At 69.5% G+C, this 24,527-nt stretch carries 25 protein-coding genes and 1 pseudogene; 15 read left to right on the plus strand and 11 right to left on the minus strand.

The window, feature by feature from the left end:
- Positions 1-14: 14 nt before the first annotated feature.
- The 5 genes from ASD38_RS05615 to ASD38_RS05635 are packed head-to-tail and all read left to right on the plus strand — an operon-like array spanning position 15 to position 4,065.
- Positions 15-908, plus strand: a complete 894-nt coding sequence (locus ASD38_RS05615) for a polyprenyl synthetase family protein (protein WP_056458388.1) — start codon at positions 15-17, stop codon at positions 906-908.
- Complete coding sequence (locus ASD38_RS05620; protein WP_082560679.1) at positions 905-1,861, plus strand: ABC transporter ATP-binding protein; 957 nt, start codon at positions 905-907, stop codon at positions 1,859-1,861. Before ASD38_RS05615 ends, ASD38_RS05620 begins: the two co-directional genes overlap by 4 nt.
- A complete protein-coding gene (locus tag ASD38_RS05625; protein ID WP_056458391.1) occupies positions 1,858-3,075 on the plus strand; it encodes an ABC transporter permease in 1,218 nt (405 codons plus the stop codon). Before ASD38_RS05620 ends, ASD38_RS05625 begins: the two co-directional genes overlap by 4 nt.
- Before the next feature lie 11 nt (positions 3,076-3,086).
- A complete protein-coding gene (locus tag ASD38_RS05630; RefSeq protein WP_056458394.1) occupies positions 3,087-3,569 on the plus strand; it encodes a sterol desaturase family protein in 483 nt (160 codons plus the stop codon).
- A 37-nt stretch (positions 3,570-3,606) separates the two neighbouring features.
- Positions 3,607-4,065 (plus strand): hypothetical protein, encoded by a 459-nt coding sequence (locus ASD38_RS05635; RefSeq protein ID WP_235523768.1) that lies wholly within the window; start codon positions 3,607-3,609, stop codon positions 4,063-4,065.
- A 155-nt stretch (positions 4,066-4,220) separates the two neighbouring features.
- Here ASD38_RS05635 and ASD38_RS05640 read toward each other — a convergent pair whose 3' ends face one another.
- The 3 genes from ASD38_RS05640 to crtY are packed head-to-tail and all read right to left on the minus strand — an operon-like array spanning position 4,221 to position 7,848.
- The gene (locus ASD38_RS05640) at positions 4,221-5,150 is read right to left on the minus strand and encodes a phytoene/squalene synthase family protein (protein WP_056458397.1); all 930 of its coding nucleotides are present in this window, start codon (positions 5,148-5,150) and stop codon (positions 4,221-4,223) included.
- On the minus strand, positions 5,147-6,664 hold the full coding sequence (locus tag ASD38_RS05645; RefSeq protein ID WP_056458400.1) for a phytoene desaturase: 1,518 nt from the start codon (positions 6,662-6,664) through the stop codon (positions 5,147-5,149). The genes ASD38_RS05640 and ASD38_RS05645 overlap by 4 nt, the downstream gene beginning before the upstream one ends.
- Positions 6,661-7,848: a lycopene beta-cyclase CrtY gene (crtY, locus tag ASD38_RS05650; protein ID WP_056437710.1), complete on the minus strand. Its 1,188-nt coding sequence runs from the start codon at positions 7,846-7,848 to the stop codon at positions 6,661-6,663. The genes ASD38_RS05645 and crtY overlap by 4 nt, the downstream gene beginning before the upstream one ends.
- 189 nt (positions 7,849-8,037) lie before the next feature.
- Between crtY and folD the strand changes: the two genes are divergently transcribed.
- From folD to ASD38_RS05665, 3 genes are read left to right on the plus strand one after another with little or no spacing between them, the layout of a single operon-like run.
- Entirely contained in the window at positions 8,038-8,934 is an 897-nt protein-coding gene (gene folD, locus ASD38_RS05655; protein WP_056458404.1) for a bifunctional methylenetetrahydrofolate dehydrogenase/methenyltetrahydrofolate cyclohydrolase FolD, read from the plus strand.
- Entirely contained in the window at positions 8,934-9,302 is a 369-nt protein-coding gene (locus ASD38_RS05660; RefSeq protein ID WP_056458407.1) for a c-type cytochrome, read from the plus strand. The genes folD and ASD38_RS05660 overlap by 1 nt, the downstream gene beginning before the upstream one ends.
- A 51-nt stretch (positions 9,303-9,353) precedes the next feature.
- Positions 9,354-10,721 (plus strand): D-arabinono-1,4-lactone oxidase, encoded by a 1,368-nt coding sequence (locus ASD38_RS05665; protein WP_235523769.1) that lies wholly within the window; start codon positions 9,354-9,356, stop codon positions 10,719-10,721.
- An 82-nt stretch (positions 10,722-10,803) separates the two neighbouring features.
- Here the strand turns inward: ASD38_RS05665 and ASD38_RS05670 are convergent, their stop codons facing one another.
- From ASD38_RS05670 to ASD38_RS05680, 3 genes are all read right to left on the minus strand, one after another.
- Positions 10,804-11,286: an Hpt domain-containing protein gene (locus ASD38_RS05670; protein ID WP_056437700.1), complete on the minus strand. Its 483-nt coding sequence runs from the start codon at positions 11,284-11,286 to the stop codon at positions 10,804-10,806.
- Positions 11,287-11,406: 120 nt separating this feature from the next.
- On the minus strand, positions 11,407-12,189 hold the full coding sequence (locus tag ASD38_RS05675) for an NAD kinase (protein WP_056437697.1): 783 nt from the start codon (positions 12,187-12,189) through the stop codon (positions 11,407-11,409).
- 65 nt (positions 12,190-12,254) lie between these two features.
- Positions 12,255-13,340 (minus strand): DUF2336 domain-containing protein, encoded by a 1,086-nt coding sequence (locus ASD38_RS05680; protein WP_056458464.1) that lies wholly within the window; start codon positions 13,338-13,340, stop codon positions 12,255-12,257.
- A gap of 183 nt (positions 13,341-13,523) precedes the next feature.
- Between ASD38_RS05680 and glpK the strand changes: the two genes are divergently transcribed.
- Positions 13,524-15,020 (plus strand): glycerol kinase GlpK, encoded by a 1,497-nt coding sequence (gene glpK, locus ASD38_RS05685; RefSeq protein WP_056458414.1) that lies wholly within the window; start codon positions 13,524-13,526, stop codon positions 15,018-15,020.
- Between the two features lie 8 nt (positions 15,021-15,028).
- Positions 15,029-15,979, plus strand: a complete 951-nt coding sequence (locus tag ASD38_RS05690; protein ID WP_082560682.1) for an SMP-30/gluconolactonase/LRE family protein — start codon at positions 15,029-15,031, stop codon at positions 15,977-15,979.
- A 5-nt stretch (positions 15,980-15,984) separates the two neighbouring features.
- On the opposite strand, the pseudogene ASD38_RS24160 reads toward ASD38_RS05690, so the two are convergent.
- The 3 genes and pseudogenes from ASD38_RS24160 to ASD38_RS05700 form a co-directional block, all read right to left on the minus strand.
- Positions 15,985-16,094 (minus strand): annotated as a pseudogene (locus tag ASD38_RS24160) (hypothetical protein); the annotation flags it as partial.
- Entirely contained in the window at positions 16,095-16,772 is a 678-nt protein-coding gene (locus tag ASD38_RS05695; RefSeq protein ID WP_056458419.1) for a uracil-DNA glycosylase, read from the minus strand.
- 2 nt (positions 16,773-16,774) lie between these two features.
- Positions 16,775-17,398 (minus strand): LabA-like NYN domain-containing protein, encoded by a 624-nt coding sequence (locus tag ASD38_RS05700; RefSeq protein WP_056458422.1) that lies wholly within the window; start codon positions 17,396-17,398, stop codon positions 16,775-16,777.
- Positions 17,399-17,412: 14 nt separating this feature from the next.
- Here ASD38_RS05700 and folK point away from each other — a divergent pair, with 14 nt between their 5' ends.
- The 3 genes from folK (at position 17,413) to ASD38_RS05715 (ending at position 20,827) form a co-directional block, all read left to right on the plus strand.
- A complete protein-coding gene (folK, locus tag ASD38_RS05705; protein ID WP_056458425.1) occupies positions 17,413-17,934 on the plus strand; it encodes a 2-amino-4-hydroxy-6-hydroxymethyldihydropteridine diphosphokinase in 522 nt (173 codons plus the stop codon).
- A gap of 180 nt (positions 17,935-18,114) precedes the next feature.
- Positions 18,115-20,163: a M13 family metallopeptidase gene (locus tag ASD38_RS05710; RefSeq protein WP_056458428.1), complete on the plus strand. Its 2,049-nt coding sequence runs from the start codon at positions 18,115-18,117 to the stop codon at positions 20,161-20,163.
- Between the two features lie 58 nt (positions 20,164-20,221).
- Positions 20,222-20,827 carry a YdeI/OmpD-associated family protein gene (locus tag ASD38_RS05715; RefSeq protein WP_056458430.1) on the plus strand — a complete coding sequence of 202 codons (606 nt, stop codon included), beginning with the start codon at positions 20,222-20,224 and terminating at the stop codon, positions 20,825-20,827.
- Positions 20,828-21,014: 187 nt separating this feature from the next.
- Here ASD38_RS05715 and ASD38_RS05720 read toward each other — a convergent pair whose 3' ends face one another.
- Both ASD38_RS05720 and ASD38_RS05725 read right to left on the minus strand, forming a co-directional pair.
- Positions 21,015-21,218, minus strand: coding sequence for a helix-turn-helix transcriptional regulator (locus tag ASD38_RS05720; protein ID WP_056437673.1), 204 nt, complete (start codon positions 21,216-21,218; stop codon positions 21,015-21,017).
- Entirely contained in the window at positions 21,215-21,622 is a 408-nt protein-coding gene (locus ASD38_RS05725) for a hypothetical protein (RefSeq protein WP_156390593.1), read from the minus strand. The genes ASD38_RS05720 and ASD38_RS05725 overlap by 4 nt, the downstream gene beginning before the upstream one ends.
- A gap of 207 nt (positions 21,623-21,829) precedes the next feature.
- On the opposite strand from ASD38_RS05725, the gene rpoZ reads away from it, so the two are divergent.
- The gene (gene rpoZ, locus ASD38_RS05730) at positions 21,830-22,189 is read left to right on the plus strand and encodes a DNA-directed RNA polymerase subunit omega (RefSeq protein WP_007671240.1); all 360 of its coding nucleotides are present in this window, start codon (positions 21,830-21,832) and stop codon (positions 22,187-22,189) included.
- Positions 22,190-22,302: 113 nt separating this feature from the next.
- On the plus strand, positions 22,303-24,522 hold the full coding sequence (locus tag ASD38_RS05735; protein WP_056437667.1) for a RelA/SpoT family protein: 2,220 nt from the start codon (positions 22,303-22,305) through the stop codon (positions 24,520-24,522).
- The last annotated feature ends 5 nt before the right edge of the window (positions 24,523-24,527 follow it).

Consider the following 24,527-nt stretch of genomic DNA (forward strand, 5'->3'; position numbering starts at 1 on the left):
TCGCGACCCACGAGATGGACGACCACGCCGCCTTTCTCCAGAGAGTCGAGGCCCTGCGCGCCGGGGTGGACCGGCGGCTGGCCGAGCTGGCCCCGCCCGTGGGCTCGGCGCCCGACCGCCTGGTCGAGGCGGTGCGTTATTCGCTGCTGGCCCCCGGAAAGCGCTTCCGGCCCATGGTGACCCTGCTGGCCGCCGCCGAGTTCGGCGCGCCCGAGGGCGCGGCGCTGGACGTGGGCTGCGCGTTCGAGATGATCCATGCCGCCTCGCTGATCTTCGACGATCTGCCGTCGATGGACGACGCGGGCCTGCGGCGGGGCTTGCCGACCATCCATCGGGCCTTCGACGAGGCCACCGCGATCCTGGCCGGGGTGGGCCTGCTGAACCAGGCCTATGCGGTGATCGCGGCCGACGAGGGTCTGCCCGCGTCGTTGCGCGCCGAGCTGGCCGGCCGCGCGGCCCAGGCCGTGGGCTTTTCGGGCCTGATCGCCGGCCAGGCCCGCGACCTGTTCGACCGCGACCAGCTGCGCGACCCCGCCGCGCTGGACCGCCTCAATCACGAAAAGACCGGCGTGCTGATCGTCGCCGCGGCCCAGGGCGGGGCGCGGGTCGCCGGCGCGCCGGAAGACGCGGTCGAGGCGATGGGCGTGTTCGCCCGCCACATCGGCCTGGCCTTCCAGATCCGCGACGACCTGATCGACGCCCAGGGCTCGACCGAGGCGGCCGGCAAGGACGTCGGCAAGGACGCGGCCATGGCCACGGTGGTCTCCACCCTGGGCCCGGCCGGCGCCCGTCAGGTCATGGAGGAGCACCTGGCCAAGGCCTCTGGCGCCCTGGCCCGGGCCGGTTGCGGCGACTTGCTGGGCCGCTATGTCGGCGACCTCTTCGCCCGGCGCAAGGCGGCGGCGTGACCTCCGAACCCGTTTCGCCGGACCCTATCGTCGTCGTGACGGCCGTGGTCCACGCCTATGGCGGCAAGCCCGCCCTGCGCGGCGTCGATCTGAGGCTGCATCCGGGCGAGATCTACGCCCTGTTGGGGCCGAACGGCGCGGGCAAGACCACCCTGATCCGCGCGATCTGCGGCCGCATCCGGCCCGATGGCGGGACGGTCCTGCTGAAGGGGCGTGATCCCGCCCGCGTTCCGGCGGCGCGGGCCGGTCTGGGCCTGGTTCCCCAGGAGATCGCCCTCTATCCGAACCTGACGGTGGCCGAGAACATCGAGACCTTCGCGGCTCTGGCAGACGTGCCGCGCGCCGGTCTGGCGGCGGCCGTCCGCCGGGCCTTGGAGCTGACCCGCACCGTCGACCGCGCCCATGTGCCGGTCAAACACCTGTCCGGGGGCTACAAGCGCCGGGCCAATATCGCCGCCGCCATCGTCCACGAACCCAGCCTGCTGATCCTGGACGAGCCGACCGTCGGAGTGGATCTGGACGCCCGCGAGGCGGTGGACTCGGTGATCCGGGGCCTGCGCGACCTGGGCGTGGCGGTGCTGATGACGACCCACGACCTGGACCAGGCCGGCGCCCTGGCCGACCGCGTCGGCTTCCTGCGCGACGGCCAGCTGGTGCTGGAGGGGCGGCCCAGGGCGCTGATCGCCGAAGCGTTCGGCGAGCGGATGGAGATCCAGGTCCGCCTGGCCGAGGAGATCGACGCCGCCGGCGAGAGCCGGCTGGCGGCCGAGGGCCTTGAGCGCACGGGACGGCCGACGGTCTGGACGCGGCTGGACGCCGACGGCTACGCGGCGGCGGGCCGGCTGGACAAGCGGCTGCGCCAGGCGGGGCTGACGCCGCGCGAGATTCGGGTGCGCGAGCCGTCCCTGGCCAATCTGTTCACCCTGGTGGCTGATCGGAAGCTGGCGGCGTGACGCTCGATTTCGGGAGAGGGGCGCTCTGGAAGATCGCCGCCATGGTTCGGGTGATGGCGCTGGACCTCTGGCGCGATCGCGGCGCCCTGCTGATGACCTTCCTGCTGCCGCCGCTGGTGTTCCTGATCTTCTCCTCGGTGTTCGCCGGGACGACGGGCGACGACATCCAGTTGAAGCTGGCGGTGGCCGACACGGCCCGCACGGCGGACTCCGGGCGGCTGGCGGCGGCGCTGGTCGCCTCGCCCGAGGTCCGCGCCGAGGTGGCGCCGACGGTCGACGAGGTGCGGCGGCGGGTCAAGACAGGGCAAGCCGATGTCGGCCTGGTGATCCGGGCCGATCCGGCCTCGGCCGACAAGCCGTTCCTGATCGTCGCCGATCCCAGCCGCGCCGTCGCCGCGCCCCTGGCCCAGGCCCGGGTGCAGCAGGTGCTCGCGAACGCGCTGCCGGATGTCACGCTGCGCCGCACGGTGACCCAGCTGGAGCCCGCCCTGGGCGGTTTCACCGACGAGCAGATCGAGAACGCCGACAGCGCCGCGGCCCTGATGCGCCAGACCCCGACCCACGACGACGGCGGGTTCTTCGAGCGCGAGGCGATCAAGAACGCCAAGACCGGCGGCGGGGTGATCGCCTACTACGCCGGCGCCGTGATGATCCTGTTCGCCCTGTTCTCGGCCATGCAGGGGGCGCTGGGCCTGATGGACGAGCAGAGCACCGGCGTGGCCGACCGCCTGCTGGCCGGCACGGCGGGCATGGGCCCGGTGGTCAGCGGCAAGTTCCTGTTCCTGATCGGCCAGGGCGTGGCCCAGGCTCTGCTGATCTTCGCCACCGCCCAGATCATCTACGGCGTGGCGGTGGTCCAGCACGCGGCCCTCTGGCTGCCGACCACCCTGGCGGCGTCGGCCTGCGCGGCCGGCGTGGCCCTGGGGCTGGTCTCGGTGTGCCGCACGCGCGACCAGGCGCAAATGCTGTCGACCTTCGTGATCCTGGTCCTGGCGGCGGTCGGCGGCAGCATGGTGCCGCGCTTCCTGATGCCGCCGTGGCTGCAGGCGGCGGGCTGGTTCACGCCCCACGCCTGGACCATCGAGGCTTATCAGGCCATCCTCTGGCGCGACGCCGGGATCGGGGCGGTGTATAAGGCCTGGTGCGTGCTGACCGCCGTCGGGCTGCTTGGCCTGGCCCTGGCGCACGTGTTGGCGCGCCGGATCCGGCGATAAACAGGACGACGATGGCGACCCTCGGTCTCGACCTGGCCCTGTTCCTGGCGGCCCTGGCCTTCATGGAAGGCTTCGCCTGGGTCATGCATCGCTACGTGATGCACGGCTGGCTGTGGGTTTGGCACCGCTCGCACCACGAGCCGCGCGCCGGCCGGTTCGAGCTGAACGACCTGTTCGCGGTGGTGTTCGCCGCGCCGGCCATCGTGGCGATCTATTTCGGGGCGCACGGCGTGCCCTGGCTGCTGCCGATCGGCCTGGGGATCACGGCCTATGGCGCGATCTATTTCATGTTCCACGACGGCATGGTGCACCAGCGGTTCAAGGTCCCGCTGGGGCGGTCGCGCTACTGGCGGCAGCTGATCCAGGCCCACCGGATCCACCATGCGGTGCACACCAAGGACGGCGCGGTGTCGTTCGGCTTCCTGCTGGCGCGGCCGGTGCGGGAGCTGAAGGCCAAGCTCAGGGACAGGGGCGGCGACGGGGCGCTTCTGTAGGAACAATCAGCCCGTCGGTGGTTATGGGGAGGTTGTGATGACCGGCGTAAGCACGATGAACGGGGCGCGGATCAGGACGCCTTGGCACCTTTGGCTGGTCGGCGTCGTCGCCGTGCTGTTCAACGCCATCGGCGTCTTCGACTTCGTGATGAGCATGACGCGGGGCGCGGCCTACATGGCCAGCGCGGGCATGACGCCGGCCCAGATCGAGCACTACCAGCAGATGCCGGCCTGGATGACCGTGGACTGGGCCGTCGGGGTGTTCGGGGCGTTCCTAGGTTCGGTGCTGATCCTGCTGCGCAACAAGCTGGCCTGGCCGGTCCTGGCCGTGTCGCTGGCGGCCTTCCTGCTGAGCGTGGCCTACACCTACGTCCTGACGGACGGCGGCAGGATCATGGGCCAGCAGATGGCCGTGACGAGCGCCGTCATCGCCGGGCTGCTGGCGTTCTTCATCTGGTATGCGTGGGTGATGACCCGGCGCGGGGTGCTGAAGTAGGGCGGCCTCTTAGGCCCTCCCCCTGTGGGGGAGGTGTCGCCCAAAGGGCGACGGAGGGGGGAGTGATCGGCAGGCGGCCCGTTCATCGATCTCTTGATCCTAAAACTCCCCCCACCGATCGCTTCGCGATCGCCTCCCCCACAGGGGGAGGGCCTTTAGATACGTGACCACATCGGCGGCCGCGCTGGCGCCGAGCTCCAGCGATCCAGCGTCGCCGAGCGCAGCGCCAGGACGCCGCCTTCCAGGGCTCGCCAAGCCTTCATCCGTCCACTGACGACGACCCGTTCATCCCAGGCCTCGTCGCCGGCCTTGACCACGTCGAGCCCGATCTGGCGATAGACGCCGCGCGCCGCGCCGATCGCCCAGGCGCAGCGCAGCGGCAGGTCGCGCAGGCCCCAGCGGGCCGAGGCGTAGTAGGGCTCGGCGGCGTCGACGAGACGTTTGGCGAGCACCGCCACGGCGGTCCGGTGGGCAGGATCGGCGACCGCGTCCTGCGGCACGCCCAGTTCGGCCAGCCAGTCGCCAGGCACGTAGATCCGGCCGTTCCGGGCGTCCTCGACGATGTCGCGGGCGATGTTGGTCAGCTGGAAGGCCAGGCCCAGGTCCTGGGCGCGGCGCAGGGTGGACAGGGCGGTCGGTTTCACGCCCATCACCAGGGCCATCATCGTGCCGACCACCCCGGCCACGCCCCAGCAGTATTCCAGCAGTTCGTCGAGCGTGGCGTAGCGCCGGCCCGCCACGTCCATGGCGAAGCCGTCGATCATGTCCAGGGCGTAGCGTTCGGGAATCCCCCGGCGCAGGGCCACGGTCTGGAAGGCGGCGAACACCGGGTCGGTCGGGGTCTGGCCCGCCATGGCCGCGCGGGTCTGGGCGTAGAGCGTCTCAAGCCGGGCCGGGGCGTCGGCCACCGGGCTCATGCCGTGGCCCAGGGTCTGGCCGTCGATCACATCGTCGCAGTGACGGCACCAGGCGTACAGCATCTCGGCGTCGGCGCGGGTCTGGGCGTCGAACAGGGCGGCGGCGGCCGCGAAGCTCTTGCTGCCCTTCTGGATCGCCTCGCGGCTCTGAGCCTCCAGGTCGCTCATGCGGGGACGGTCGCGTAGTCGTCGATCATCAGCCCCGCCGTGGCCTTGGCCGAGCCGACGACGCCCGGGATGCCCGCGCCCGGATGCGTCCCGGCCCCGACGAAATACAGGTTGGGGATCACGTCGTCGCGGTTGTGGGTGCGGAAGAAGGCGCTCTGGGTCAGGATCGGCTCCAGCGAGAAGGCCGCGCCCTTCCAGGCGTTGAGGTCGCTCACGAAATCGTCCGGAGTGATGAAGCGGCTGGTGACGAGGTCGGCTGAAAGCCCTGAAATGTAGTGCTTTTCCAGGTAGGCCAGGATCTTGTCGCGATACTTGGGTCCCTCGACCGACCAGTCGATATCGGCCGTCTTCAGGTTGGGCACCGGCGACAGGGCGTAGAAGGCCGAGCAGCCCTCGGGCGCCATGGCCGGGTCGCTGGCGGTGGGATGGTGCAGGTACAGCGAGAAGTCGTCGGCCAGGCCGTCCTTGCCGTAGATCTCGCCGATCAGCTCGCGATAGCGGTTGCCGAAGCAGATGGTGTGGTGGCGGATCTCGGGATGGGTGGTCTTCAGCCCGAAATAGACCACGAACAGCGACGGGCTCCAGCGCTTGGCCTCCAGGGCCTTGCCGACCTTCCTGCCCCTGGGGTCGTCCGCCAGGAGGTGACGATAGGTGTGCATGACGTCGGCGTTGGAAGCGACGGTGTCGAAGGCCTCGAACTGGCCGTCGGCGCGGATCACGCCGGTGACGCGGCCGGCCTTGGTGACGATCTTCTGGATCGGCTGGCCCAGGTGGATCGTCCCGCCCAGGTCCTCCAGCAGCTTCACCAGGGCCCGGATCAGGGCGTGGGTGCCGCCGCGCGGGAACCAGACGCCGCCGCGCCGCTCCAGGGCGTGGATCAGGGCGTAGATCGACGAGGTGGCGAACGGGCTGCCGCCGACCAGCAGGCTGTGGAACGACAGCGCCTGGCGCACGTGCTCGTCCTTCACGAAGCCGGCGACCTTGTCATAGACGCTGCGCCAGGCCTGCAGCTTCATCAGGGCCGGGGCCGAGGCGATCATGCTGCCGAAGTCGAGGAACGGCACGGCGCCCAGCTCGACATAGCCCTTCTGGTACAGCTCTTCAGAATAGGCGTGGAAACGGCGATAGCCCTCGACGTCAGCCGGGTTGCGGGCGGCGATCTGGGCGTCGAGCTTCTCCTGGTCGTTGGCGTAGTCGAAGACGTCGCCGTCCTCCCAGACCAGGCGATAGAACGGATCGACCGGCAGCAGCTCGACATAGTCCTCGATCTTGCGGCCCGAGAGCGCGAACAGCTCTTTCAGGCAGTCGGGATCGGTGATCACGGTCGGGCCGGCGTCGAAGGTGAAGCCCTCGTCATGCCAGACATAGGCCCGGCCGCCCGGCTTCTCGCGGCCCTCGAAGACGGTGACCTCAAAGCCCGAGGACTGCAGGCGGACGGCCAGGGCCAGCCCGCCAAATCCCGCGCCGATGACGGCGGCTTTCGGCTTCCCCAGGGCCTTCGGCGTCGTCGTCATGCGTCTTTTCCTCCGAACACCGAGTTTTCGCCGATGCATCTGATGGCCGCCGGGATCGGCACCGGCGGCTTGCCGATCAGGAGCCGGATCTTGTCCCACTTGGTCAGGCGCGCGGCGTAGAAGCGTTGGATCAGGCCGGGCGACAGACGGTAGAAGCGCTCCAGCACCTTGTAGCGGTCCTGCGGCGCGCAGGCGCGGAACAGCATGCGGTTCAGCAGCCGCAGGAAGCGCCGCCGCCGCCAGACGGTCTTGGACTGGGCTTCGACACAGGCGCGGACGCTGGCGCTGGTGATCCGGGGCAGGGCGGCCACCATCTCGGCCAGGCGCGCGGCGTCGGGCAGGGAATAGCCGGTGGTCGGCTGGAACAGGGCGGCGCGCAGCCCCACCTCGGCGATGTGCGGACGGGCCTCGCGCCAGTAGGCGTCGATGTCGCCGCCCAAGGCGATCGGCAGGACGCCGTCCTCCTCGCGCTCGACCTTGGCGATGCTCCAGCCCTGGGCCTTGGCGTAGGCGGAAATGGCGCGGCGCAGGGCGGGCCGGTCCAGGGCCGGGCCATCGCTGTAGCGGGTGTCCTCGATCAGCAGCCGGGTGGCGTCCAGCGGCAGGACATAGACGAAGCGGTAGCCGTCCTCTTGCGAGACCGTGGCGTCCATGATGATCGGCCGGGTCAGGCCGTGGGGCGCGGTCAGGCGCACGCCCTGGCCGACGAACTTCTGATAGCCCAGGGCCAGGCTGCGGCTCTTGCGCGGACCCCGGCCGTCGATCACCGCGCCCGCCGCGATCGTCCGGCCGTCGGCCAGGGTCACCTGGTGCGGATTGACGTCCGACACCGTGGCGCCCAGCCAGGCGTCGGCCCCCAGGGCGGCGCTGACCACCTGGTGCAGGCGCTGGGAGGTGATGGCCAGATAGTCGGTCGGCAGCTGGCGGCCGTGCCCGGGAAAGCGGACCTCGTAGCCCGACCAGCGATGGACGATCAGCGGCCGCAGCCAGCCGGCCTCGACCGCGTCGACGTCGGTGGCGAAGTGGCACCAGGTGTGCTCGCCGCCGATGGTCGGGCCCTGTTCCAGCAGGATCACGCGCAGGCGCGGCCGCAGGCTTTTCAGCCGCAGGGCGATCAGGCCGTTGGCCAGACCGCCGCCCACCAGGACGACGTCGGCGCGCTGGGTCGAGGACGCGGAGACCATGCTTCGGCTCTAGCATGATTGGGCGAAGCTCAAGCGACTTCTGACGCGCGTCCGCACATATTGCGTGCGAGCGGGCGAGGGGCCCGGAGCGCGACGCGCTCCAGTTTTTTCCTTCGAGCTTTTTTTGCCCAGTTGGGATGTTCCATCCGAACTGGAAAAGCTCTACCCACGGCCAAACGGGAGACGCCGATGTCGCAAGCCAGAATCATCGACGGCAAGGCCTTCGCGGCCCAGCTGCGCGAGCGGGTCGCCGCCGAGGTCGCCGGCCTGAAGGCCCAGCACGGTCTGACGCCGGGCCTGGCCGTCGTGCTGGTCGGCGAGGACCCGGCCAGCCAGGTCTACGTGCGCAGCAAGGGCGAGCAGACCCTGGCCGCCGGCATGCATTCCGAGACCCACCGCCTGCCGGCCGAGACCAGCCAGAGCGAGCTGCTGTCGCTGGTCGAGCGCCTGAACGACGATCCGGCCATCCACGGGATCCTGGTGCAGTTCCCGGTCCCCGATCACATGAGCCAGGCGGCCATCGTCGCGGCGATCTCGCCCGACAAGGACGTCGACGGCCTGACAGTGACCAACGCCGGGCGCCTGGCCAGCGGCCTGCCGGCCCTGACCTCGTGCACCCCGGCCGGCTGTATGGTGCTGCTCAAGGACGTGGTCGGCGACCTGACCGGCAAGCGGGCGGTGGTGATCGGCCGCTCCAACCTGATGGGCAAGCCGATGGCCCAGCTGCTGCTGGCCGCCGACTGCACCGTGACCATCGCCCACTCCCGCTCCAAGGACCTGCCGGTCATCTGCCGCGAGGCCGACATCCTGGTGGCGGCCGTCGGTCGGGCCGAGATGGTCAAGGGCGACTGGATCAAGCCGGGCGCCACGGTCATCGACGTCGGCATCACCCGCTTCCCGTCGCGCGACCCGGTCGCCGCCGCCGCAGGCAAGACCCGCCTGGTCGGCGATGTCGACTTCGAGGAAGCCAAGGCCGTGGCCGGCGCCATCACCCCGGTGCCGGGCGGGGTCGGGCCGATGACCATCGCCATGCTGCTGGCCAACACCGTCAGCGCCGCCAAGCGCCTGAATGGGATCGCCGAATAGTGCGCCTCCCCAAGACTTGGGCGGTCGCTCTGGCCCTGACCGTCGGCCTGGCGGCCTGCTCCCAGCCCGTCCCGCCCGCGCCGACGGCGGCGCAGGCCTTGGCGCTGGCTCCGGCCGACGCCCGGCTGGCGGCGTTGTATGGCGAGTCCTGCAAGGCCTGCCACGCCATCCCCGGCACGGGCGCGCCGCTGGTCCACGACCGAAAGGCCTGGGATCCGCGCTGGAAGCAGGGCCAGGCCGTGTTGCTGGACCACGCCGTCCAAGGGTTCCAGGCCATGCCGGCCGGCGGACAATGCGTGGCTTGCACCCCGGACGATTTCAACGCTCTCATACGCTTCATGGCGGGGCGCGAAGATCCCGCCCAGTAAGATTGCTGGGGGGCGGAACGGATGACGGTATCGAGGCGAGGGGCGCTCCTCGTGGGCGCGGGATTGGGCGCGGCGGCGGTCGGCGGCGGCTATGCGGTCGCGACGCACGACAAGCCCGAGCCGCCGTCCCCGCCGACCACCGACGCCAAGGGCCATCTGCTGTGGCGCAACTGGTCGGGCGTGCAGCACGCCTATCCCGCCGCCCGCGTCGCCCCCAAGACCGAGGCCGAGGTCGCCTCGGTCCTCAAGACCGCCCTGGCGCCGATCCGTCCGGTGGGGGCGGGCCATTCGTTCACCGCCCTGGCCCCCACGGACGGGACCCTGGTGTCGCTGGACGCGCTGTCGGGGATCATCGCCTGGGAGGGCGACGAGGCGATCGTCGCGGCGGGCATGCGGCTGGGCGCGCTGGGTCCCGCCCTGGCCGCCAAGGGCCGGGCCATGGCCAATCTGCCCGACATCAACAAGCAGGCCCTGGCCGGCGCCCTGGCCACCGGCACCCACGGCACGGGCCGGGCGATCAAGGCCCTGCACGGCGACGTCACCGCCCTGCGCCTGGTCACCCCCAAGGGCGAGACGATCGATTGCGGCGAGCACCGCAACGCCGACGTCTTCCAGGCCGCCAAGGTCTCGCTGGGATCGCTCGGGGTGATCACCCAGGTCCGGCTGAAGACCACCGCCAACCGTCGGCTGGAGCGCAATGTCTGGCTGGAGCCGTTCGAGGACGCCCTGGCCAAGGCCGAGGAGCGCTGGGCCAGGCATCGCAATTTCGAGTTCTATGCCGTGCCGTTCACCGGCCTGGCCGCCAATATCAGCCACGACGAGACCGACGCCCCGGCCATTCCGCGCGGACCGGACCAGGACACCGTCTTCCTCGACGCCCTGAAGGGGCTGCGCAACCTGCTGGGCTTCTCGGCTCCGCTGCGCAAGGCCGCCGCCCGGGCCCTGCTGGGCGGGACCAAGCCCGAGAAGGCGGTCGACGAGGGCTGGAAGCTGCTGTCCACCGAGCGTCCGGTGCGCTTCAACGAGATGGAGTTCCACCTGCCGGCGTCGGTGCAGCTCAAGGCCCTGGCCGAGATCGTGGCGACCATCGAGAAGGCGCGCCCCGACGTCTTCTTCCCGATCGAATGCCGCCGCATCGCCCCCGACGACGCCTGGCTGTCGCCTTTTCAAGGCGAGCCCCGGGGCTCCATCGCCGTCCACGCCCACTACAAGGACGAGTTCGCCTTCCTCTACACCCTGATCGAGCCGATCTTCCGCCGCTACGGCGGCCGGCCGCACTGGGGCAAGCTGCACAGCGTCTCGGGCGACCAGCTGGCCGGGCTCTATCCGCGCTGGAACGACTTCCTGAAGGTGCGGGCCAAGCTGGATCCCGACGGGCGGATGCTCAACCCGTACCTGAAGGGGCTGTTTGGGGTCTGAGGCACAGGGCCGGCGAGGCGACGGGCAAAGAAAAAGCCCCAGCGCGACCGGGGCTTTTCGGGATTTTTCGAAGATCGACCGATCAGGCGGCCAGATAGTCCGCCACGCGGCCTTCCAGCTCGACGGCCAGGATCTTGCCGACGGGGTGGGTGTCGGTCTTGATGTCGTCGCGGACGCAGGCCTTGATCGCGTCGATGTGGGCGTCGACCAGGAACATCGGCGCGGTCAGGCGCGTCTCCGGATCGTCGATCAGCCGGCACAGCGAGGCGGCCAGGCGGGTGATCAACGGGAAATCGTAGGTGGCGCCGAGGCCTTTCAGGTCGTGGGCGCGCAGATAGAGGGTCTCGACCGTCTCGGCGGTCAGGCCTTTGGCGCGAACGTCCTGGCGAGCGGCTTCAAGCTTGACGATCTCGTCATTGAGCCATTGGGCGAAGTTGCCCGACAAGCTTTTCAGCGCGGCTTCGGCCTTGGCGATGGCCGCCATGTCGATGCCGCCGCGACCGCCTACCTTGAGCTTGAGCATGTTCGGCACCTGTATAACTTCCGCGGCGGACTTGGTTGTCACGGACGCTTTCCCCCTAGGTATTGGCGTGGAATGTAGGGTCAAGACGTTAACATTAGATGAGACGCCCGTTTCTACCCTGACCAAAGGCAGATGGTGCCCTGACCAATAAGTCCAACGTTGTCAGGCCGAGAACTGCTCCGTCAGTACCCGCTCCTCAAGGCTTCGACCTGCATCGAAGAGCATGGAGAGGCTGGCGCTGCTGTCCTCGGCGATGTGAACCTCGACCACGTCGCGGACCTCGAAGTTGTCGGCCACGGCGCTTACGGGTCTCTTATCGCATTCCAGGATCTCGAACGTCACCCTGGCTGTCTGCGGCAAAAGCGCGCCACGCCAGCGTCGGGGGCGGAAGGCGCTGATGGGCGTCAGGGCCAGGACCTGGGCGCCGATCGGGATGATCGGACCGTGGGCGGACAGGTTGTAGGCGGTCGAGCCGGCCGGCGTGGCCAGCAGGGCCCCGTCGCAGACCAACTCGCCCATCCGCACCTTGCCGTCGATGCTGATCCGCAGCTTGGCGGTCTGGCGGGTCTGGCGCAGCAGCGACACCTCGTTGATGGCCAGGGCCCGGTGCTGCTTGCGGTTGGCGTCGATGGCGACCATGGCCAGCGGATGGATCACGGCCCGCTCGGCGGCGTTGATCCGCGCCAGCAGGTCGTCCTCGCTGTACTCGTTCATCAGGAAGCCGACCGAGCCGCGGTTCATGCCGTAGATCGGCGTCTGGCGCTGCAGGGTGTCGTGCAGAGTCTCCAGCATGAAGCCGTCGCCGCCCAGGGCGACGATCACCTGGGCGCTCTCGTCGCCGACGTCGCCGTAGCGCGCGATCAGCCGCTCGCGCGCCTCCTGCGCCTCGGGGCGGTCACTGGCCTTGAAGGTCAGGCGAGTCACGAAGGGCAGGGGCTGGAACATGGCGCCAAGTGGCTGGATTGACGTCGCCTTGTCAAACCTGGAGGCGACACCGCCCCGAGGCCTTATCAGGCCGCGCTGACCGCTTGGCGGAACGCCATGGCCGCGATGTCCGGGGCGAAGGGGCCGAAGGCGCCGCTGGCCTTGCGGGCGGCTTCCGCGCCGCCGCCGGGACGGCCGCCGTTCAGCTCGCGCACGTGGGTCAGGATGGTCGGGAAGACACTGCGGTCGATGCCGACGGCCGAGCAGGCCAGGGCCAGCAGTTCGGGACGGTTGCTGTCGACCGCTCGTCGCACCTGGCGGATGTCGAAGCCGCCGAGACGCGCCAGGGCGAACAGGAACAGCGGCAGACGCCGCTCGCGCAGCACCCGCAGCAGATAGCCGGGCCGCAGCTGGCCGGCGGCGTCCAGCTTCTCGACCAGGGCCGCCTCCATCGCCTCGCGATCCTCGGCCTGCTCGACGGCGGGATTGTCGTCGCGCGGCGCGCCCGCATGGGCGGCGTGCAGCGAGGCCCCGACCGCCTGGGCCATCTTGTCGGGATCCAGCTGGAAGCGGGCGGTCAGCGCGTCGCGCAGGGCGCGGCCCACCCACAGATACAGTTGCTCGGCCAGGTCGCTGGACAGGTTGGGATGCCGGGCCAGGGGCGAGCGCAGGGCGACCACGTCGCGGGCCTTGTCGACCAGCCGGCGCAGGCCCTCGGGCGAGATCTGGGCGGTGGGGTTGGAGGCCAGGGCGGTCAGCACCGCCGATTCGTCCTTGGCCAGGATCGCCTCGACCACGGCGGGCGACAGCTGCGGCCGGCGGGCGATCTCGATCTGGTGCTCCAGCGTGGCCTGGACCAGCAGGCGGATCAGGTCGTGATCCCGCAGGATCGGGCTGCGGGCGATGATCGGGCGCGCGATCTCGATCTCGTCGAGCGCCAGGATGTTGATCAGGGCGGGCGGCGCCCAGGTGGCGTCGGCCAAGCTCTGGGCCAGGCGGGCGCGGATGTCACGCTCGGCCTCGACCACCAGGGTCATGAAGATCGAGTCGAGCAGAACCTGGACTTCGGGCGCGGCCGGACGTCCCTGGGCCTGGCTCGCGTCGCACATCTCGACGATGCCGTTGAGCAGGCGCTCGCGATCGGCCGGCTCGCGGCTGCGGGCCAGGGACAAGAGCTGCGCGGTCTGGGCGGCCTGGTTCACGGGCCTCCTCGAAATCCAAGCTTAACCAAGACGGACCTTGGCCGCGTCAGATGAAAACATGCTTAAACAGGTGAAGCCATGACACATGGGGTCAAGCGTCGCGATGCCGCAGGGCCAGAAAATCGGAAAGACCGCCAGGGAGACGCAAGACGCATGGGCAAACCTCTGATCCTCGCGCTCGATCAGGGCACCACCAGCACCCGGGCGATTCTGTTTCAGGCCGACGGCAAACCGGTCGGCGACGCCAGCCGGCCGCTGCGCCAGAGCTATCCGCGCGACGGCTGGGTCGAGCACGACGCCGAGGAGATCTACGCCGCCTGCGTGGGGGTGCTGCGCGACACGGTCGAGACGTGCGGCCGCGACAGCGCCGACATCGCCGCTCTGGGCGTCACCAACCAGCGCGAGACGGTGGTGGTCTGGGACAAGGCCACCGGCCGCCCGATCCATCCGGCCATCGTCTGGCAGGACCGCCGCACGGCCGACGTCTGCGACCGGCTGCGCGACGCTGGCCATGAACCGGCCGTCACCGCCGCCACCGGCCTGCTGCTGGACCCCTATTTCTCGGGCACGAAGATCGCCTGGATCCTGGACAAGGTTCCGGGCGCGCGGCGGCGGGCCGAGGCGGGCGAGCTGCTGTGCGGCACGATCGACACCTGGGTCATCTGGCGGCTGACCGACAAGGCCAACCACGTCACCGACGCCACCAACGCCTCGCGCACCCTGCTGTTCGACATCGAGAAGCAGGACTGGTCGGACGCGATGCTGTCGCTGCTGAACGTGCCGCGCGCCCTGCTGCCGACGGTGCTCGACTGCGCGGGCGACTACGGCGAGGTGACGCCGGACATCCTGGGTCGACCCCTGCCGATCCGCGGCGTGGCGGGCGACCAGCAGGCGGCGCTGATGGGGCAGGGCTGCATCCATCCGGGCGAGATGAAGGTCACCTACGGCACCGGCGGCTTCATGCTGGTCAACACCGGCGAGGACCGGCCGCATTCGGCCTCGCGCCTGTTGACGACCGTGGCCGCGCGGGTGAACGGCCGGACGACCTACGCCCTGGAGGGCTCGATCTTCGTGGCCGGGGCGGCGATCCAGTGGCTGAACGAGGGGCTGGGCGTCACCGGCGGCCCGCGCGGGGCCGAGGCCCTGGCCCGTTCGGCGCGCGGCGGCCACGGCGTGGTGGTGGTGCCGGCCTTCACCGGCCTGGGCGCGCCCTGGTGGGACGCCGAGGCGCGGGGCGCGATCTTTGGCCTGACCCGCGACGCCGGCCTGGCCGAGATCGCCCAGGCCACCTTCGACTCCTGCGTCTTCCAGGGGCGCGACCTGATCGAGGCCATGCGGGCCGACGCCCCGTCGGCCTTCGAGGACGCGGCCCTGCGCATCGACGGCGGCATGGCCAAGAGCGCCTGGTTCAGTCAGCGCCTGGCCGACCTGACCGGCATTCCGGTGCACCGCGCCAGCTACCAGGAGACCACGGCCCTGGGCGCGGCTCTGTTCGCCGGCGTCGGGGCGGGCGTGTACGGCTCGGTCGAGGAGGCGGTGAAGGCGCGACCGGAGGCGGAGATGCTGACGCCGACGTTCGATACGGTGACCCGAGAGGCGGCCTATGCGCGGTGGCTGGACGCCCTGCCGAGAGTTCGTTCGCAAGCGTGAGTTCAGAGATGACCTATCCCTCCGTCGGGCAGATCCATCGCCTCTCCCCGAAGCTCGACGCCGTCGTGGCGGCCGACGCCGAAATCCAGCAACTGGCCGAAGGCTTCGTCTGGGCCGAGGGCCCGGTCTGGGTCCGCGACGGCGGCTATCTGGTGTTTTCCGACGTGCCGGGCAACGTCATGTACCGCTGGAGCGAGGCGGACGGGGTCAGCGAATTCCTGAACCCGTCGGGCTATGACGGCCCGCCCACCGACGCCTTCGCCGAGCCCGGCCAGAACGGCATGGCGCTGGACGCCGCCGGCGACCTGCTGGCCTGCGACCACGGCAACCGCGCCCTGGCCAGGATCGACCTGAAGACCCGGAGGAAGACCTTCCTGATCGATCGCTATCAGGGCAAGCGGTTCAACAGCCCCAACGACCTGGCCGTGGCGAAGACCGGCGCGATCTATTTCACCGACCCGACCTATGGCCTGAAGGGCCGCAACGCCTCGCCGCTGCGCGAGCTGGACTTCAATGGGGTCTACCGCCTGCGGCGGGACGGGACGCTGGACCTGCTGGACGCCGAGCTGACCTTCCCGAACGGGATCGCCCTGTCGCCGGACCAGCGCCGGCTCTACGTGTCGGTCTCCGAACCGGACGGCCCCAAGCTGATGGTCTACGACCTGGGTCCGGACGGCATGCCCACGGCCAAGGCGTTGTTCTTCGACGCCATGCCGCTACGCGAAGCCGGCGGCCTGGGTCTGCCGGACGGCATGTGCCTGGACACCGAAGGGCGGCTCTACGCGACGGGGCCGGGCGGGGTGCTGGTGCTGACGCCCGACGCCGAGCTGATCGGGGTGATCGAGACGGGCACGGCCATCGCCAACTGCGCGTTCGGCGAGGATGGAAGCACCCTGTTCCTGGCCTCGAACCACACGCTGGCGCGGGTGCGGCTGAAGACGACGGGGCTGGTGTGGTGAGGCCTTGCGTCCTTCGAGGCCCGCTGCGCGGGCGCCTCAGGATGAGGACCTTCGTGGCTCTGAATCCCCCATCCTGCGGTGCGAGGCGTAGCCGAGCCTCGAAGGACGCACAGCGCTACGGATTGGCGTCCAGATACGCCTTCACCCGCCCGAACAACTCTTCGAACATCGGCGTCGTCAGCCGGCCGGTGTTCGTGTTCAGCCGCGAGCAGTGATAGCTGTTGAACACCCGATAGGGTCCGGCCTGGAACTCCGTGCCATGGCCGGGCAGGCCCGCCGAGGCCTTCAGGCCCAGGGCCTTCAGCATGTTGCGGCGCGAGACGTCGCCCAGGGTGACGATGGCTTTCAGGTTGGGGAACATCTCCAGCCGCGCGGTCAGGAACGGCCGGCAGTTGTTCTCTTCCGAGGTCTCGGGCTTGTTGCCGGGCGGGGCGCAGCGGACGGCGTTGGTCACGGCCGCGCCGATCAGCTTCAGGGAGTCGTCGGGCCGGGCCTCGAACTTGCCGGTGGCGAAGCCGTACTTGATCAGGGTGTCGTAGAGCAGCGTCCCGGCGTAGTCGCCGGTGAACGGCCGGCCGGTGCGGTTGGCGCCCTTGCGGCCGGGGGCCAGGCCCACGACCAGCAGCCGGGCCTCGTGGTCGCCGAACGACGGGGCCGGGCCGTTGAACCAGTCGGGATAGAGGTCCTGGTTCTCGCGGCGATAGGCCACCAGGCGCGGGCACAGCGGGCAGTCGCGCGGCGGCTCGGCGGGCGAGGGCACGACCTCGCCGGGGATGTTGGAGTGCTGACCCATGGCTAGTCCTCGTCGTCCCCATCGCTTTCAGGGGTGTCGTGAGCCGCCGGACCACGGGCCGGATCGGTGACGAAGCGGGGCAGGGGATTTCGGCTGGCCTGCGGGCGGCCGATGATGGCGCCGAGATCGGCCAGATCCACGAAGTTGTCGGCCTGGCGGCGCAGGTCGTCGCTGGTCATCGGCGGCTGGCTCTTCATCGTGGAGACCACGGTGACGCGGCGGCCCTTGCGCTGCACGGCCTCGACCAGGGCGCGGAAGTCTCCGTCGCCCGAGAACAGCACCAGGTGGTCGACCGTGGCGGCCATCTCCATCATGTCGACGGCGATCTCGACGTCCATGTCGCCGCGCCAGCGCTTGCGGCCCTGGCTGTCGGTGAACTCGCGGGCCGGCTTGGTGACCAGGGTGAAGCCGTTGTAGTCCAGCCAGTCGACCAGCGGCCGGATCGGGGAATACTCCTCGTTCTCGGCGATGGCGGTGTAGTAATAGGCGCGCACCAGCACGCCGCGCTTGCGGAACTCGTCCAGCAGCTTGCGGTAGTCGATGTCGAAGCCCAGGGCCTTGGCGGCGGAAAAGAAATTGGCCCCGTCGATGAACAGCGCCAGGCGCTCGGTCGGGTAGAAGGTCACGTGGTCGGAAATCCTTGAAAAATCAGTTCGATCAAAATGAGCTGGATCAGGCGGTGGTGGTCGCGCTCGGCTGCAGCCTGCCCGGATCATACCCGAGTCGCGAGGCCTTGCTGGAGGCGGCGCTCGAAGCCCTGGCCTCGGAGGGTCTGACGGTGACGGGGCGTTCCTCCTGGTGGACCTCGGCCGCCTGGCCCGACCCGGCCGCGCCAGCCTATCTGAACGGCGTCGTTCTGGTCGAGACGGCGCTGTCGTCGAGCGAGGTCCTGACCGCCCTGCACCGCATCGAAGCCCGCTTCGGCCGCATCCGCGCCGAGCCCAACGCGCCCCGCACCCTGGACCTCGACCTGATCGCCCACGGCCGCGCCGCGCTGGACGGGGCGGTGGTCGTGCCCCATCCCCGGGCGCACGAGCGCTTGTTCGTGATGGGGCCGCTGGCGGAGATCGCGCCCGACTGGCGCCACCCCGTCAGCGGGCGGACGGCGGCGGACCTGGCGGATGCCGCTATCGTGGGAACCGACGCGACGCCGGCGGCCTAGACGGGGACACGCACTCATCCAGCCGTCTTGCCAGGCTTGCACGACCGTGGGGTGAGTGCGTGTCCCCAACGGCGTCCACATTGCCAAACTTTAATTCGCGCCCTGACTAAGCCGGTTCGATAGTCCGCGCCAAATCGTGCTGAGCGCCGCCGCGCTCGCGCTCCCTGGGGACCATCCTTCATGACCTTCACCCGTTCGCTGCTCGCCTGCGCCGCCGCCTGCGCGCTGCTGGCCTCCGCCCCGGCTTTCGCCGCCGACCTGAAGAGCGGCGTCGACAAGGGCGCCTTCGACACCTCGATCAAGCCCGGCGACGACTTCTGGACCTACGCCAACGGCACGGCGATCAAGGCCAATCCGATCCCGGCCGACCGCAGCAGCTACGGCGTCGGCGCCATCCTGGTCGAGCAGGCGGCCAAGCGCACGGTCGACCTGATCCAGGCCGCGGCCAAGGACGGCGGTTCGGCCGACGCCAAGAAGGTCGGCGACTACTACGCCAGCTACATGGACGAGGCGGCCATCGAGAAGGCCGGCCTGGCGCCGATGCAGGCGGGCCTGGCGCGGATCGCGGCGATCAAGACCCGCACCGACCTGGCCGCCGTGCTGGGCGGCAACGTCCGCGCCGACGTCGACGCCTTGAACGCCACCGACTTCTACACCGACAACGTCCTGGGCCTGTGGGCCTCGCCGGCCTTCGACGACACCAGCAAGTACGCGCCGTTCCTGCTGCAGGGCGGCCTGGGCATGCCCGACCGCGAATACTACCTGTCCGACAAGGCGTCGATGAAGACGGTCCGCGAGAAATACCTCGCCCACATCGCCAAGATCCTGACCCTGGGCGGCGTCGCCGACGCCGACGCCAAGGCCGCGCGGATCCTGGCGCTGGAGACCAGGATCGCCCAGGCCTCGGGCAGCCGCGCCGACAGCGCCGACGTCCAGAAGGCCAACAACAGCTGGACCCAGGCCGACTTCGCGGCCAAGGCCCCGGGCCTGGACTGGAAGACGTTCTTCACCGCCGCCGGCCTGGCCGGCCAGCCGCGCTTCATCGTCTGGCATCCGACCATGGTCACGGGCCTGGGCAAGGTCGCCGCCGACGAGAGCGTGGAGACCTGGAAGGACTACCTGGCCTTCCACTACCTGGACCACTATTCGAACCTGCTGCCCAAGGCCTTCGTCGACGAGCGTTTCGCCTTCTACGGAAACACCCTGTCGGGCACGCCGCAGCTGGCGGCCCGCTGGAAGCGCGGCGTCAACTCGACCAACGCCGTGCTCGGCGAGGTGGTTGGCAAGCTCTATGTCGACCAGTACTTCCCGGCCCGGTCCAAGGCCGAGGTCTCGGGCATGGTCGACAACATGAAGGCCGCCTTCGTGCGCCGCATCGACGGCCTGGACTGGATGGCCCCGGAGACCAAGGCCGAGGCCCGCCGCAAGGTCGAGGTGCTGAAGGTCGGCGTCGGCTATCCCGACACGTGGCGCGACTATTCGGCCCTGGAGATCGTCCGCGGCGACCCGGTCGGCAACGTCCAGCGCTCGGAGATGTTCGAGACCGCCTACTGGATCGGCCAACTGGGCAAGCCCGTCGATCGCGGCCAGTGGGTGATGACGCCCCAGACCGTCAACGCCGTGAACCTGCCGATGCTGAACGGCCTGAACTTCCCGGCGGCCATCCTGCAAGCCCCGTACTTCGACGTCGACGCCGACGCGGCGGCCAATTACGGCGGCACCGGCGGCACGATCGGCCACGAGATCAGCCACAGCTTCGACGACCAGGGCGCCCAGTTCGACAGCCAGGGGCGCCTGCGCAACTGGTGGACCCCCACCGACCTGGAGCACTTCCAGAAGGCCGGCGCGGCCCTGGCCGACCAGTTCGACGGCTACAAGCCGTTCCCCGACCTGGCGGTGAACGGCAAGCAGACGCTGAGCGAGAACATCGCCGACGTCGCCGGCCTGGCCGCGGCCCTGGACGCCTACCACGCCTCGCTGGGCGGCAAGCCGGCCCCGGTGATCGACGGCCTGACCGGCGACCAGCGCTTCTTCCTGGCCTACGCCCAATCCTGGCGCGGCTATGCGCGCGAGGCGGCCCAGCGTCAGCAGATGGTCACCGACGGCCACGCGCCCGACCGTTATCGCGCCTCCACCGTGCGCAATCTCGACGCCTGGTACGCCGCGTTCGACATCAAGCCGGGCGACGCGCTGTACCTGCCGCCAGAAAAGCGCGTGAAGGTCTGGTAGACGGTCTTTTCCAGGTCCCGGGCCTCGCGCCCGGGACGCGCCTTGCCGAGAGCCGCTGATGGCCGCCATCGAGGTCGATCCCGCCCACGTCCAAGAATTCGTCGACGCCGACGCCTTCCACGACTGGCTCTCGCGTCACCATGACCGGGAGAGCGAGGTCTGGATCAAGATCCACAAGGTGGGCTCCGGCCTGCCGTCGATCACCGCCAAGCAGGCGATCGAGGTGGTCCTGTGCTGGGGCTGGATCGATGCGGTGCGCAAGGGTTTCGACGGCCGGAGCTTCCTGCAGCGCTACACGCCGCGCGGCCGGAAGAGCATCTGGAGCCAGATCAATGTCGACAACGTCGCGCGCCTGATCGCCGAGGGGCGGATGACCGAGCACGGCCTGCGCGAGGTCGAGGCGGCCAAGGCCGACGGGCGGTGGGACAAGGCCTACGGCAGCGGCAAGGGGATGAAGATCCCCGACGACCTCCAGGCCGCGATCGACGCCAACCCGGGGGCCAAGGCGATGCTGGCCAAGCTGTCGGCGCAGAACCGCTTCTCCCTGGCCTTCCGCATCCACAACATGAAGACGGAAGCTGGCCGCAAGAAGAAGATCGAGACGTTCGTCGCCATGCTGGAGCGCGGCGAGACGATCCATCCGCAGACGCAGAAGGCGCGCTAGCGGCGCATCGACATTCCAGCGCCCGCGGACGACCTCGTCCTTCGACTAGCTCAGGATGAGGTCGAATTTATAGACTGTCGTTTTGGTCACGAGGCGCCCGCCATTCTCCTCATCCTGAGCTAGTCGAAGGACGAGGAGAACGCACGTAGCTTGAACGTCGATACGCCCTGGGCCGGTCCTCCGCCGCTCAGGTCTTGGCGTGAGGATTGGGAAAGACCTCCTCGACCTTGAGGCCGAACGCGCCCGCGATCCGAAAGGCCAGATCCAGCGACGGATCGTGGCGCTCGGTCTCCAGGGCGTTGATCGCGTAACGCGACACGTTGACCGCCTGGCTGAGCTGCTCCTGGGTCCAGCCGCGCTCGGCCCGCAGCACCTTGAGGCGGCTCTTCATGCGCGGCTGTCCCGGATCACCGGAGTCACCAGACCGAACAGGCCCCAGAACAGCGGATAGATCAGCCAGGCCGGCAGATGGGGCAGGCCGGTCAGCTCCATCACGCTCCAGGCGGTGGCCAGGGTGATAGACAGTCCGGCCGCCACGACCATGCGCTTGACGGTCAAGGCCCGGAAGAACTCGTCCTGCGCCGCGATCAGCCGATAGGCGGCCCAAAACTGCCAGGCGACCGTGGCGGCGGGGACGGCGGCCAAGGCCATCAGCGCCGCCGGAGGCCAGCCGGAGGTTCTGCCGAACACCACGCCGACGACGCACGCCAGAAACAAGGCCCAGGACGCCATCGCGCCGATCACATACCGCGGGTTCGCCGGCCAGGTCGGGTTCATGTTGGGTCGTCCTTTCATTTGGTTGTGTCTACCTAACATATCGAGGAATGTTGTGTAAACCCAACATCGACCTGGGCGGGTTCGATGTCCGTCCCGCTGGACTTCTCCGGGCGAACACGGCATAAGCGCCCCCTCGCGAAAGCCGGGACTCCACCAATGCGGCGTTGTGTAACGCCGCCCGAGACCCTATTTTGCGATAACCAAGGCTCATAGCCCGAGGAATTCATGGCCCGCGTCACCGTCGAAGATTGCGTCGAGAAGGTTCCCAACCGCTTCGCTCTGGTCCTGCTGTCCGCCCACCGGGCGCGCGGCATCTCGGCCGGCGCCTCGCTGCTCGTCGATCGCGACAACGACAAGAACCCCGTCGTCGCCCTGCGCGAGATCGCCGACGACGTGGTCGACCACGAGGGCCTCAAGGAACAGCTGATCACCACGCTGCAACGCGTCGATGAGCACACCGAAGCCGAGGAAGAGGCCGAAACCCTCGCCCTGCTGGCCGATCCCACCCACATGCAGATGAGCGAACTCGAACTGGTTCGCGCCCTGCAGAGCGACCGCGACGGCGGTCAGGAGGAGCGGTACTGAGCCCCGACGGCGCAGACCCTCTCATTCTCGAAGCGGCGCCCGCCGCCGCTCCTTCCGAACGCGCGCCCGATTTAGAATCGGGCGCGTCTTCGTCTCTACCCGCCGCCAACGATGTGGCCCCGGCTCCGGCTCCCAAGCCCCGCCAGAAGTTCCTCCGCCAATACGAATTGATCGAGCGCGTCCACGCCTACGATCCGACGGCGGACGAAGCCCTGCTGAACCGGGCCTATGTCTACGCCATGCGCATGCACGGCTCGCAGACCCGGGCCAGCGGCGACCCCTATTACGCCCACCCGATCGAGGTGGCCGGCATTCTCACCGAATACAGGCTCGACACCGCGACCATCGTCACCGCGCTGCTGCATGACGTGATCGAGGACACCCCGGTCACCAAGGAGGAGATCTCCAAGCTGTTCGGCGAGGAGATCGCCGAGCTGGTCGAGGGCGTCACCAAGCTGTCCAAGCTGGAGCTGCAGGCCGAGCACGCGCGCCAGGCCGAGAACCTGCGCAAGTTCATCCTGGCCATCTCCAAGGATGTCCGCGTCCTGCTGGTCAAGCTGGCCGACCGTCTGCACAACATGCGGACGCTGCACTTCATCAAGAGCCAGGCCAAGCGCGAGCGCATCGCCCGCGAGACGCGCGACATCTACGCGCCCCTGGCCCGCAACATCGGCTGCCACCGCATCTGCACCGAGCTGGAGGAGCTTTCCTTCGAGCACACCAATCCGGTGGCCCGCAACGCGATCATCCGCCGGCTCGACACCCTGCGCGCCGAGCAGGGCGGGGCGGTGGCCCTGGTCAGCCAGGAGATCGCCGCGCGCCTGGAATCGTCCGGCCTGCCAGCCCGGGTCTTCGGCCGCGAGAAGTCGCCCTATTCGATCTGGCGCAAGCTGCAGCGTAAATCGATCGGCTTCTCGCAGATGTCCGACATCTACGCCTTCCGGGTGATCGTCGACAGCGAGGAGGACTGCTACCGCGCCCTCGGCGTCGTGCATCGCGCCTGGTCCAGCGTGCCCGACCGCTTCAAGGATTTCATCTCGACCCCCAAGCGCAACAACTACCGCTCGCTGCACACCACGGTGGTGGGGCCGCGCGGCATGCGCATCGAGATGCAGATTCGCACCGAGGCCATGGACCGGGTCGCCGAAGACGGCGTGGCCGCCCACTTCCGCTACAAGGACGCCTCGTACGGCCTGGACCTGGAAGGCATGGAGGCCGCCGGCGGCCGCGATCCGCTGGCCAACCTGCGCCAGCTGGTCCAGGTGCTCGAGCACGGCGGCGACGCCGAGGAGCTGGTCGAGCACGCCAAGCTCGAGATGTTCCTGGACCAGGTGTTCGTGTTCACGCCCAAGGGCAAGCTGGTCAGCCTGCCGCGCGGGGCCATGCCCCTGGACTTCGCCTATGCGGTCCACACCAGCGTCGGCGACACCTGCATCGGGGTGAAGATCAACGGCGAGCTCAAGCCGCTGCGCACCCTGCTCAACAACGGCGACGTGGTCGAGGTGGTCCGGGGCTCCAAGCCCGTGGTGCCGCCGGACTGGCGTTCCTTGACCGTGACGGGACGGGCCCGCTCGGCCATCCGCCGTCACATCCGCCAGACCGAGAAGGAAGAGTTCCTGCGCCTGGGCCGGGCCTCGGTGGAGCAGGTGTTCGAACGGGCCGGCAAGAAGCTGAAGGACGTGTCGCTGCGGCCGATCCTGGAGCGCTTCGCCCTGGAGACCGAGGACGGACTGTTCGACGCCGTCGGCCGCGGACGGGTGCTGCCCGGCCAGGTGCTGGAGACGGCCTTCCCGGGCATGAAGGACGCGGTGATGGCCGTGGCTACGGCGCGACGCAAAATCGACGGCGGCACGGCCGCGCGGCTCTATGTGCGCGGCGGCGGCCTGACCCCTGGCGTCTCGCTGCACTTCGCCCACTGCTGCAGCCCGGTGCCGGGCGACCGGATCGTCGGCATCCTGCGGGAAAACGGGTCGGACAGCAAAGAAGGCGGCCTGGACGTCCACACGATCGACTGTCCGAAACTGGCCGAATACGAGGACCGCGAGGACCTCTGGCGCGATCTCAACTGGACGCCCGAGGCCGAGCGCGAGACCGTCTCCCTGGCCCGTCTGCACGCCACGATCGGCAACGCGCCCGGCGTTCTAGGCCAGGTCTGCACGATCATCGGCGAGGCTGGCGGCAACATCGTCAACCTGCGCATGCACCACCGGCAGAGCGACTTCTTCGACGTCGACATCGACGTGGAGGTCCGCGACGCCAAGCACCTGACCAACATCTCGGCGGCGCTGCGCACCTGCCCGACGGTCGAGACCGTGGACCGGACGCGGGGTTAGGCGCG

Origin of the sequence: Caulobacter sp. Root487D2Y (genome assembly GCF_001427165.1) — a bacterium.
In the GTDB taxonomy this organism is placed as follows: domain Bacteria; phylum Pseudomonadota; class Alphaproteobacteria; order Caulobacterales; family Caulobacteraceae; genus Caulobacter.